This window comes from Nocardioides sp. (genome assembly GCF_024509035.1).
In the GTDB taxonomy this organism is placed as follows: domain Bacteria; phylum Actinomycetota; class Actinomycetes; order Propionibacteriales; family Nocardioidaceae; genus Nocardioides.
Genome location: NZ_JANINT010000349.1, coordinates 8,967 through 20,443, shown reverse-complemented (window position 1 = coordinate 20,443; position 11,477 = coordinate 8,967). Strand labels below are relative to the sequence as shown.

General features: G+C 72.6%; 8 protein-coding genes and 1 pseudogene. 7 read left to right on the top strand and 2 right to left on the bottom strand.

The window, feature by feature from the left end; translation table 11 throughout:
• Window positions 1-439: TetR family transcriptional regulator (locus Q0L15_RS21145; protein ID WP_296606708.1), on the bottom strand; the 439-nt coding region annotated here is incomplete at its 3' end.
• A 205-nt stretch (window positions 440-644) separates the two neighbouring features.
• Here Q0L15_RS21145 and Q0L15_RS21140 point away from each other — a divergent pair.
• The 3 genes from Q0L15_RS21140 to Q0L15_RS21130 are packed head-to-tail and all read left to right on the top strand — an operon-like array spanning window position 645 to window position 3,764.
• Entirely contained in the window at window positions 645-1,910 is a 1,266-nt protein-coding gene (locus Q0L15_RS21140) for a glycosyltransferase family 4 protein (RefSeq protein ID WP_296606706.1), read from the top strand.
• A complete protein-coding gene (locus Q0L15_RS21135; RefSeq protein ID WP_296606704.1) occupies window positions 1,897-2,649 on the top strand; it encodes a class I SAM-dependent methyltransferase in 753 nt (250 codons plus the stop codon). Before Q0L15_RS21140 ends, Q0L15_RS21135 begins: the two co-directional genes overlap by 14 nt.
• The gene (locus tag Q0L15_RS21130) at window positions 2,646-3,764 is read left to right on the top strand and encodes a prenyltransferase (protein WP_296606703.1); all 1,119 of its coding nucleotides are present in this window, start codon (window positions 2,646-2,648) and stop codon (window positions 3,762-3,764) included. The genes Q0L15_RS21135 and Q0L15_RS21130 overlap by 4 nt, the downstream gene beginning before the upstream one ends.
• On the opposite strand, the gene Q0L15_RS21125 is transcribed toward Q0L15_RS21130, so the two are convergent.
• Window positions 3,740-4,393, bottom strand: coding sequence for a class I SAM-dependent methyltransferase (locus tag Q0L15_RS21125; protein ID WP_296606700.1), 654 nt, complete (start codon window positions 4,391-4,393; stop codon window positions 3,740-3,742). The genes Q0L15_RS21130 and Q0L15_RS21125 overlap by 25 nt on opposite strands.
• 49 nt (window positions 4,394-4,442) lie before the next feature.
• Here Q0L15_RS21125 and Q0L15_RS21120 point away from each other — a divergent pair, with 49 nt between their 5' ends.
• The 4 genes and pseudogenes from Q0L15_RS21120 to Q0L15_RS21105 form a co-directional block, all read left to right on the top strand.
• Entirely contained in the window at window positions 4,443-6,509 is a 2,067-nt protein-coding gene (locus Q0L15_RS21120) for an acyl-CoA dehydrogenase (protein WP_296606698.1), read from the top strand.
• A gap of 73 nt (window positions 6,510-6,582) precedes the next feature.
• Window positions 6,583-9,252: a cation-transporting P-type ATPase gene (locus Q0L15_RS21115; RefSeq protein WP_296606697.1), complete on the top strand. Its 2,670-nt coding sequence runs from the start codon at window positions 6,583-6,585 to the stop codon at window positions 9,250-9,252.
• Between the two features lie 140 nt (window positions 9,253-9,392).
• Window positions 9,393-10,757, top strand: coding sequence for a lytic transglycosylase domain-containing protein (locus tag Q0L15_RS21110; protein WP_296606696.1), 1,365 nt, complete (start codon window positions 9,393-9,395; stop codon window positions 10,755-10,757).
• Between the two features lie 338 nt (window positions 10,758-11,095).
• A pseudogene (locus Q0L15_RS21105) lies at window positions 11,096-11,477 on the top strand (HNH endonuclease); the annotation flags it as partial.

Here is an 11,477-nt window from a genome sequence, read left to right as displayed (position 1 = left end):
TCACGCGGATCAGCATCGAGGTGAGCAGCATGCCGACCTGGTGGATCTCGGCGGCGACCGAGGCGTCGGCGAACATGAACGCGCGGGTGAGCGCCTCAGTGAGCTTGGGGTCGCTCTGCATGCCACGGGTGGTGCGCTTGAGCACGCTGATCACGCGCTCGGCGGTGGTGTCGCCCTCGATCGGCCGGTCGCGCAGCGCGACCTCCGTGCGCTCGAACTCGCGCTGGAGCGCCGAGACGAGCAGGTGGATCTTGGAGGGGAAGTAGCGATAGAGCGTGCCCAGGGCGACGTCGGCCTGCTCGGCGACGGCGCGCATCTGGACGGCGTCGAAGCCACCCTGCGAGGCCAGCGAGATCGTCGCGTCGAGGATGCGCTTGCGGCGATCGCGCTGAGCGGCAGAACCCAGGTCTTCGACGGCCAACGAGTTGGCGCTGCTCACAGGGACCCCCTGACGGGTTGGAAGACGATCGGGACGACCCCGGTCCGCTCGAGTTTAGAGACTGGCGACTGCCCGTTGCATATCGGCGGCTAGGCTACCAATGCGTAGGGTAAAATAGGAACACGTTCCAGTTCGTCCGGCACGGCGTGTCCCACGCATCCGGCCAACCCTCCGGCACCGTCGGGGGACGAGAGAGAGGGTGCGGATGCGGGTCGCACTGTTGTCCTACCGGAGCAAGCCCCACTGCGGCGGTCAGGGCATCTACATCCGTCACCTGAGTCGCGAGCTGGTCAACCTGGGCCACTCCGTCGAGGTCTTCTCCGGTCAGCCCTACCCCGAGCTCGACGAGGGCGTGACGCTCACCAAGCTCCCCAGCCTGGACCTCTACCGCGAGCCCGACCCGTTCCGGGTGCCCAAGCTCAAGGAGTTCCGCGACCGCATCGACGTCGAGGAGTTCGCGACGATGTGCGCGGCCGGGTTCCCCGAGCCCAAGACGTTCAGCCTGCGCGCTGCCCGCGCCCTGCGTGAGCGCGTCGACGACTTCGACATCGTCCACGACAACCAGGTGCTCGGCTACGGCATGCTCGAGATCGAGAAGATGGGGCTGCCGCTGATCACCACGCTGCACCACCCCATCACCTTCGACCGCCGCATCGACATGGCCGCGACCCGCAACCCGTGGCGCAAGTTCACGCTCAGCCGCTGGTACGGCTTCTTGAAGATGCAGGGCCGGGTCGCCCGCCAGGCGCGCAAGATCATGACGCCCTCGGAGACCTCCAAGCGCGACATCGTCAAGGACTTCGGTGTCGACCCCGCCCGCATGCAGGTGATCCTGCTCGGCGTCGACGACAACTTCGTGCCGCCGGCCAAGCCACGCGTGCCCGGCCGCATCCTGGCGATGGCGAGCGCCGACGCGCCCATGAAGGGCATCGCCACCCTCCTCGAGGCCTTCGCCAAGCTGCGCACCGAGCGCGACGTCGAGCTGATCCTCGTCACCAAGCCCACGCCGGGCGGTCGCACCGAGAAGCTCATCGACAAGCTCTCGATCGGTGACTCCGTGCGCTTCGTGCACGGCGTCAGCGACGACGAGCTCGTCGAGCTGATGGGCTCGGCCGAGATCGCGTGCGTCCCCTCGCTCTACGAGGGGTTCTCGCTGCCGACCGCCGAGCTGATGGCCTGCGCGACCCCGCTCGTGGTGTCGCGCGCCGGCGCCATCCCCGAGGTCGTCGGCCCCGACGGCCTGTGCTCGGACCTGGTCACCCCCGGCGACGTGGGCGAGCTGACCGCGGCGATCGCCGCCCTGCTCGACGACCCCGAGCGTCGGGAGCGGTACGGCGCGGCCGGCCGCGCCCGGGTGGAGGAGCTGTTCAGCTGGCGCGCCGTCGCGCAGAAGGTCGCGGCGGCGTACGAGGAAGTGATCGCGGACTACCGGTCCGAGAACCAGAAGGAGACCGCACGTGCTGACCGTTGACTTCGACCGACTCGGCCTCCAGCCGGGGGAGCGGGTGCTCGACATGGGCGCCGGCGGTGGTCGGCACGCGTTCGAGATGTACCGCCGCGGTGCGGACGTGGTCGCCTTCGACATGGACGCCGACGAGCTCGCCGGCGTGCTGGAGATCTTCGGTGCGATGAAGGAGAACGGCGAGGTGCCTGAGGGCGCCAGCGCCGACATCAAGCAGGGCGACGCCCTCGAGCTGCCCTTCGCCGACGGCGAGTTCGACCGCATCGTGGCCGCGGAGGTGCTCGAGCACATCCACCGCGACGTCGACGCCATCAAGGAGCTCGTGCGGGTGCTTCGACCCGGCGGCACGCTGGCAATCTCGGTGCCGCGCTGGCTGCCCGAGGTCATCAACTGGCGGCTCTCCGACGAGTACCACAACGCGCCCGGTGGTCACATCCGCATCTACACCGACCACGAGCTCATCGACAAGGTCACCAAGGCCGGCAAGTACAACGACGGCGAGCCCGGCGACGCGATGGTCTTCGAGGGCAAGGACTACGCCCACGGTCTGCACGCGCCGTACTGGTGGATCAAGTGCGCGGTCGGCGTCAACAACGACGAGCACGTGCTGGCGCGGACCTATCACAAGCTCCTGGTGTGGGAGATCATGAAGGCGCCCCGCGCGCTGCAGCTGGCGAGCAAGGTGCTCGACCCGGTGATCGGGAAGAGCATGGTGCTCTACTTCCGCAAGCCGGTGGGCGGCCGGTGACCGGTCGCCTGGCGCGCGTCCCGTACGTCGAGGGCATCCTCACCGCCGAGCAGGTCGCGGAGACCGCCGCGTCCATCGTGGCGATGCAGGAGCCCTGGGGCGCCGTGCCCTGGACCGTCGGCGAGCACGTCGACATGTGGAACCACGTCGAGGCCGCGATGGCGATGCTCGTCGGCGGTGAGGTCGAGGCCGCCGAGCGCGCCTACGCCTGGATGCCCGGTCTCCAGCGGGCGGACGGCTCGTTCCCGATGAAGATCGTCGGCGGCGTCCCCGAGGACGAGCGTGGCGACGTCAACATGAGCGCCTACCTCGCGGTCGGCGTGTGGCACCACTGGCTGGTGCGCCGCGACATCTCGTTCGTCCACGAGTACTGGCCGGTCGTGCGCGCGGCGCTGGACTGGGTCGTCTCCCAGCAGGTCGCGTGGGGCGGCATCAACTGGACGCCCACCGAGGACTTCTGCCTGCTGACCGGCAACTCCAGCATCTACCACTCGCTGCGTGCTGGTGTCGCACTCGCCGACCTGCTCGACGACCCGCAGCCGGAGTGGGAGCTGGCCGGCGGCCGCCTCGGCCACGCCGTGCGCGAGCACCGCGACCTGTTCGCCGACAAGTCGACGTACTCCATGGACTGGTACTACCCGGTGCTCGGCGGCGCGGTGCGTGGTCGAGCCGCCACCGACCTCCTGGCGACCCGCTGGGACGAGTTCGTCGTGCCCGGCCTCGGCATCCACTGCGTCGACTCCAACCCGTGGGTGACCGGCGCCGAGACCTGCGAGCTCGCGATGGCGCTCGACGGGCTCGGCGATCACCGGGGTGCGCTCACGCTGCTGGCCGACATGCAGCACCTGCGTGAGAGCGACGGGCGCTACTGGACCGGTTGGGTGTACGGCGACGAGGCGAGCGCGCCCGAGGGCGAGCCGCGCAACGTATACTGGCCGGTCGAGCACACGACGTACACCGCGGCTGCCGTCATCCTGGCCGTCGACGCGCTCGGCGAGGTCGCGGGCCACGGCACTGCCGGGTCGGGGATCTACCGCGGCACCTCGCTGGCACCGCACTTCAGGGAGCTCGGGCTCGAGTGCGGCTGTCCTCAGCCGACCGGCTCGCCGGCCTGACCCGAGGTCCGCCGCAGCACCCGCATCGAGCCCAGCGCCTGCACCTCGGTGAAGGCGCCGCTCCCGAGCGCGCGCAGGAAGACGTGGTACGGCGGCTGCCCGCCGTCGGCCGGGTCCGGGAACACGTCGTGGATCACCAGCAGGCCGTCGGCCACGAGCCAGTGCGCCCAGCCGGAGTAGTCGTTCTGGGCGTGCTCCTCGGCGTGCCCGCCGTCGATGAACAGCATCGACAGCGGCGTGCGCCAGTGGGCGCTGACCGTGGTGCTGCGGCCGATGACCGCGACCACCTGGTCCTCGAGGCCGGCGCGGGCGATCGTCGTGCGGAACACCGGCAGCGTGTCCATCAGCCCGAACTCGTCGTCGACCAGTGAGGCGTCGTGGTGCTCCCAGCCGGCCTGGTTCTCCTCCGAGCCGCGGTGGTGGTCCACGGTGAACACGACCGCCTGGGGCCCGCCGACCTCGCGCGCCGCCGCGCCGAGATAGATCGCGGACTTGCCGCAGTAGGTGCCGACCTCGAGCGCCGGCCCGTGGGGGAGGCGGTCGAGCGCCACCCGGTGCAGCAGCATCCCCTCGTCCTCGGGCATGAAGCCCTTCGCGTCCAGGGCGTGGGTCAGCCAGTCGTCGCTCACCCGCACACTCTAGTAGAGTTGGAACACGTTCTAGTTTCCGAGGAGTCGCATGTCGATCGGGATCTCCGACGAGCACGTCGAGCTGGCGTCCAGCCTGCGCAAGTGGGCCGCGGACCTGCGCGGTCGCGAGCTGGCGCGCGCGGCCGAGGAGGACGCGGACGCGACGTTCGAGACGGCGTGGGCGGCGCTGAGCGAGATGGGCGTGCCGACGATCGGGCTGCCGGAGTCGGCCGGCGGCGGGGGCGGATCGACGCTCGACGTCGCGGTCGCCCTCGAGGCGTGCGCCCACGAGCTGGTGCCGGGCCCGCTGCTCGGGCCCGCGGTGGTGGCGGCGCTGCTCGGCGAGCGCCTGCCCGCGGATGCTCTCGTCGGGCTCGCGACCGGCGACGTCGTCTGGGACGCGCCGTCGGCGACCCACGTGCTGGCCGACGTGGACGGGGGCTGGCGGCTGCTGCCGCGCGCGGCGGTCGAGCTGTCGGCATCGGCCGGGCTCGACCTGACGCGCCGGTTCGGTCGGCTGCGGGTCCTCGACGCCGCTGCGGGGGAGCCCCTCGGGCTGGACGGCGCCGCCGTACGCCGTGCTGTCGTCACGCTCGCGGCCGCCGAGGCCGCGGGCGTCGCACGGTGGTGCCTGGCGACCGCGGTCGAGTACGCGAAGGTGCGTGAGCAGTTCGGTCAGAGGATCGGCAGCTTCCAGGCGATCAAGCACCTGTGCGCCGAGATGCTCGAGACGGCCGAGTCCGTGACCGCGGCCGCCTGGGACGTCGCCTCGGCCGCCACGAACGATCCCGGTGACGCCGAGCAGTGGTCGTTCGCCGCCGACGTGGCCGCCGCGGTGTGCTTCGACGGCGCCGTCGAGGTCGCGAAGTCCTGCATCCAGGTGCTGGGCGGCATCGGATTCACCTTCGAGCACGACGCCCACCTCTACCTGCGCCGCGCGCTCACGCTGCGCGCGCTCGTCGGCGACCGCGACGCCGCCGCCGAGCGGCTCACCGCCGCCGCGGTGGAGGGCGTACGCCGCCGGGTGCAGCTCGACCTCGAGGGACGCGACGAGGCGGTCCGTGCCGAGGTGCGCGAGGCCGTCGAGCGGATCGCCGCACTGCCGGTCGAGGAGCAGCGGGCGGCGTTCGTCGCGACCGGCTACCTCACGCCGCACTGGCCCGCGCCGTACGGGCTCGGCGCCGATCCGGTCACCCAGGTCGTCATCGACCAGGAGCTGGCGCGCGCCGGGGTCGCCCGACCCGACCTCGTGATCGCGGGCTGGGCGGTGCCGACGATCCTCGAGCACGGCACCGACGACCAGCGCGAGCGGTTCGTGGAGCCGTCGCTGCTCGGCGAGCTGGTGTGGTGCCAGCTGTTCTCCGAGCCCGGGGCCGGCTCCGACCTCGCGTCGTTGCGCACGCGCGCCGAGAAGGTCGACGGTGGCTGGAGGCTCACCGGGCAGAAGGTCTGGACGTCGGTGGCCGAGCGCGCCGACTGGGGGATCTGCCTGGCGCGCACGAACCCCGACGCCCCCAAGCACAAGGGCATCACCTACTTCCTCGTGGACATGCGCAACAGCGAGGGCATCGACGTCCGGCCGCTGCGCGAGATCACCGGCAAGGCGCTGTTCAACGAGGTGTTCCTCGACGACGTCTTCGTTCCCGACGACATGGTCGTCGGTGCGGTCGACGACGGGTGGCGGCTGGCCCGCACCACGCTGGCCAACGAGCGGGTCGCGATGGCCACCAGCCGGCTCAGCACCAGCACCGAGCGGGCGATCGAGCTCGCCGCCGCGGGCGTGACGACGGCCCAGCGGGTCGCCGTGGGGCACTCGATCGCCCTCGCGACCGTCTGCTCACTCCTCGGCGTGCGCTCCATGCTGCGGTCGTTGGCCGGCCAGGGGCCAGGCGCGGAGTCGAGTGTCGCCAAGCTGCTCGGCGTACGCAACCGGCAGGACGGCGCCGAGCTCGTCGTGTCCCTGCACGGCGACCGGGTGGTGCTCGGTGCGGACGACGACGCCCTCCGCGCCGACGTCTGGGAGATGCTCAACACCCGCTGCCTGTCGATCGCAGGCGGCACCACCCAGATCCTGCGCAACGTCGCGGGGGAGCGGATCCTCGGCCTGCCGCGCTGACTCGAGGCCGAGTCCCGGCACGTCGGGCCCTCGGACCCTGTGACGGCGGTGCCGGGCGCGGCAGCGTGGAGCCGTGGGTGTCGTGGCACACGACCCGTTGCTGGACCCGCTGCCTGATCTGCTCGCCCGGCTCGAGACCGAAGGGAAGGGACTCACTCCGGAGGAGGCCGCGCGCCGCCTCGCGGAGGTGGGCCCCAACGTCCTGACCGCGAGTGTCGGGACCTCGCTGTTCTCGGCGCTGCTGCGTCAGCTCGTGCACCCGCTCGCGCTGCTGCTGTGGGCGGCCGCCGGCCTCGCCCTGGCCACGCAGGGCCCGACGCTGGGCGTGGCGATCCTCGCGGTGATCGGGCTGAACGCCGCCTTCGCGCTGGCCCAGGAGCGGCACGCGGAGCACGCGGTGGCAGCGCTGAGCGCCTACCTGCCGCAGCGCGCTCTGGTGGTGCGCGGCGGTCATCGGCTGCAGGTCGACGCCCGCGAGATCGTCCCCGGCGACCTGGTGGTCGTCGAGGAGGGCGAGTCGATCTGTGCCGACGGGCGCCTGCTGGACGGAGCGGTCGAGGTCGACCTGTCGGCGATGAACGGCGAGTCCCAGCCGGCCGTGCGGGCGGCGGGCACCAACGGCACCGGGACCACGCGCATCGTCGAAGCCCGCGACATCGTGCTGTCGGGCACGACCTGCATCTCCGGGGAGGCGACCGCGGTCGTCGTCCACACCGGCATGGACACCGAGCTCGGCCGGATCGCCGGGCTCAGCAGCCGGGCGGGCCACGAGTCGAGCCCGCTGGAACGGCAGGTACGCCGGGTCGCGTGGCTGATCGCCGCCGTCGCGGTCGGCGTCGGCCTGGCGTTCCTGCCGCTGGGCATGCTCGCCGGCCTGAGCTTCACCGAGGCCGCGGTGTTCGCCATCGGCCTCCTGGTCGCCAACGTCCCCGAGGGGCTGCTGCCGACGATCACGCTCGCGCTGGCGGCCGGCGTCGCGGACCTCGCCAAGCGGGGCGGGCTGGTCAAGCGGCTCAGCGCCGTGGAGACCCTCGGCTCGACCGACGTGATCTGCACCGACAAGACCGGGACGCTGACCCAGAACCGGATGCACCTGCACAGCGTCTGGGACGCCACCGCGCGCAGCGCCCCGGACCGGGTCGTCGCCACCGCGCTGGTCCGGGTGCTGACCGGGTGCACGACCGCCGACCCGGAGTCGGGTGTCGGCGACCCGACCGAGCTCGCGCTGCTCGGCGCCGCCCGCCACCTCTCCGTCGAGCCACAGCCGCCCGAGTCGCGTGACGCGACCTTCCACTTCGACCCGCGGCTGCGGCTGATGTCGGTGGTGGTGCTCGACCCGGCTGGGTCGCGCACGATGCTCACCAAGGGCGCGCCCGAGGCGGTGGTGGCGCGCTGCGCCAGCGTGCTCACCCAGGCCGGGGAGGTCGTGCCCCTCACCGACGCGCTACGTGCGCGGCTCGAGGGCCGGCTCCCCGAGCTGGCCGGCCGGGGCCTGCGACTGCTGGGCTGCGCACTGCGTGAGCTGGGCGCTGTGCCGGCCGGCGACCGCGGCGAGGTCGAGCACGACCTCACCCTGGTCGGTTTCGTCGCGCTGGCCGACCCGCTGCGCGACGCCGTACCCGCCGCCGTCGCGCAGGCCCACGGCGCCGGGCTCGTCGTGCACGTGATCACCGGGGACAACGGGGCCACGGCGGCGGCCATCGCCCGCTCGGCGGGCATCGGCGGTGACCCGGTCACGGTGGTGGCCGGCGACTCGCTCGATGCGATGGGCGACGACGAGCTCGACGCGCTGCTGGCGCGCGGTGAGGAGGTCGTGTTCGCCCGCAGCTCACCGGAGGACAAGCTGCGGATCGCGAGCCGGCTGCAGGCGGCCGGCCGGGTGGTCGCGATGACCGGTGACGGCGTCAACGACGCGCCCGCGCTGCGGCAGGCCGACATCGGCGTGGCGATGGGCGTGAGCGGGACCGACGTGGCGCGCGAGGCCGCCACCATGGTGCTGACCGACGACGACTTCGCGACGATCGTGCGGGCGATCGAGTCGGGCCGCCGGGTCTACGACAACGTCCGCAAGTTCATCCTCTACATCTTCGCCCACGCGGTGCCCGAGATCGTGCCGTTCCTGCTGTTCGCACTCTCCGGCGGCGCGATCCCGCTCGGCCTCACCGTCACCCAGATCCTGCTCATCGACCTCGGCACCGAGACGCTGCCGGCGCTCGCCCTGGGCCGCGAGGCCGCCGAGCCGGGCCTGATGTCCCGGCCGCCGCGCCGCCGTCACGAGAACCTCATCACCCGCGGCATGCTGCTGCGGGCCTGGGGGATCCTGGGCGTCGTCTCCGCGGTCCTGGTCACCGGGGGCTTCCTCGGGGTGCTGTGGACCGCAGGCTGGCGGCCGGGCGACGCCGTCGGCTCGGGATCCGCGCTGCACGAGGACTACCTCACGGCGACCACGATGACGTTCGCCGGCATCGTCGCCTGCCAGATCGGTACGGCGATGGCGGCGCGCACCGACCGGGTCTCGCTGCTCTCGATCGGCGTGCTCAGCAACCGGCTGCTGCTCGCCGGGATCGCGTTCGAGGTCGCTCTCGCCGCGGCCGTGATCTACCTTCCGACCGCGCAGGACCTGCTCGGCACCCGCCCGCTCGGGCCCGGCGCGCTGGCCTGCCTGGCGGCGTACCCGGTCGTCGTGTGGGGCGCCGACGAGGTCTACCGCGCCGTACGGCGGCGGGAGCCGGGGCGCAGGTGAGCCACGTGTTCTCCCGTCGTTCACGCTCCGGAGCCTCGTTCGTCGAGATCTCCTCCTTCTGGGGGGTGACTCTCGGCCGTGGTCCGGCGCAGACTGGTCAGGACCGTGTCCCGAGAGATCCCGACAGGCGAGGCGAGCACGTGCCCATGCAGCTCCACCGGCGTGTCCGACTCGTCCTGGGCGCGTCCGCGACCCTGGCCACCGTGGCCGTGGTCGCCGCGTCCGCTCCCGGCAACCGACCCGCGCCTCCGGTGCGCGACGTGGTGATCACCGTGGACGCCGGTCCGGACGCCTCCGAGGCGCCCGTCGTCACGCCGAGCGCGACCGACACCCGGCAGGTCGCCCACGAGGCTCGCCGGAGCGCGGTGATGAATGCCTCCGCCACGGCGCCGCTCGACCTGCCCGTCGAGGCCGTCGGCGCCTATCGCTCCGCGGCCGCGGTGATGGAGTCGGTCGACCCCGACTGCGGCCTGTCCTGGACGCTGCTGGCCGCCATCGGCCGGATCGAGTCCGACCACGGTCGCTTCGGTGGTGCCGTCCTCGGCTCCGACGGGGTGTCGGCGCCCCTCATCCGCGGTGTGGCGCTCGACGGCGCCGGCCCGGTCGCGCGGGTGGCCGACACCGATGCCGGACTCGTCGACGGCGACCGCCGCTGGGACCGTGCCGTCGGCCCGATGCAGTTCCTGCCGAGCACCTGGGCCTCGGTCGGCGTGGACGCCGACGGCGACGGCGTGCGCTCGGCCGACGACCTCGACGACGCCGCCCTCGGCGCGGCCGTGTTCCTGTGCGCCGTCCCCGGTGACCTCGACACCTGGGCGGGTCGCCGCGAGGCGGTCCTGCGCTACAACCCCTCCGACGCCTACGCGCACGCCGTGCTCGCCGTCGAGCACGCCTACCGCTCCGGCGACTACGAGCTGCCCACGCTCCCGTCGTACGGCGACGGGCCGCGCTCGGTGCGGACGGTGCGGGCCGCCGGCCCGGCCGGTGCCTCGCACGCACCGGGCCAGCACGGGGAGCCGCAGGCCGAGCAGGTCACGCACGGCCACCCTGCGGCCGCGCAGGTCCACCCGGGCCCGCACTCCGGCCCGGGGAGCTCGACGCCGGATCCCACGCCCGACCCGACCCCGGACCCGACGCCCGACCCGACCCCGGACCCGACGCCTGACCCGACTCCCGACCCGACCCCGGACCCTGCGCCCGTCACCGAGGAGCGCACCGGGACGCTCGCCGTCTGCGCGACCGAGCAACAGCCCGCCGATCAGCCCGCCGAGGAACAGGTGTGGTGCCTCGACGACGTCGTGATCGATGTCGGTGACGCCGACCTGCTCGCCGCCGAGGCGCTCGCCGACTTCGACGCCGACGGCACCATCGAGACCAACGCCGACGAGCTCGCCGGTCTCGCCGACACCGAGGTCACGATCATCGTGGCGCTGCCGAAGGCCGACGAGGACGCGGCGCCGGTGCTCGTCGCGATCGGCGAGGACGCCTACCTGCCTGAGTCCTGAGCCTCCGCCGCTGGTCGAGCTTGTCGAGACCCCCCGCAGCGTCCGCAGGGCGCTGAGATGTACGTCGGCCTGCGGGTCCGCTCGGGTCGTCGTTGTTGAAGAACGAGGGAGCGTGGTCGCCGTTCGCTGTGGTCACCCGAGGGTGGTCACCGTCCGTGCTCGGCTGACGGTCGGCTTGTGGTCGACGTGCTGTGGTCGTCGCCTCAGGCCCGGGACCCCGCCTGCCGACTCCGACCTCACACTGACTCCCGAGATTTTACTCTCGAAGTTGCCAGAGCCCTGTGGAACAAGGGGTTCTGAGGCATCGCGGTGTCGGTGGGCTCTGCTGGGATAGGTACATGGCAGCCACCCCGCTCGAGCACCCGGACCTCGATGGTCCCGGCGGGTTGTTGGCTGCGCTGGAGTCGATGCACTCGGTGCTCACCGACGCCGAGGTCGGTCAGTTCCGGCTCGCTGCCGAGTGGGCCGCCGCCCACCCCGCCACGGACCTCGACGACGCCGCGACCGTCGAGGGCACGCAGGGTGAGCTCGCGATCGCCGGACCGGGCGCACCTCTGGTCGCGGAGTTCTGCGTCGCCGACTTCGCCCTCGCCGTCGGGATGACCACCGACACCGGCCGGACCTACCTCGGTGACGCCGTCGAGGTCCGCCACCGCCTCCCACGGCTCTGGGCGCGGGTGATGGCCGGGCAGGTCCAGGTGTGGCGGGCCCGCAAGATCG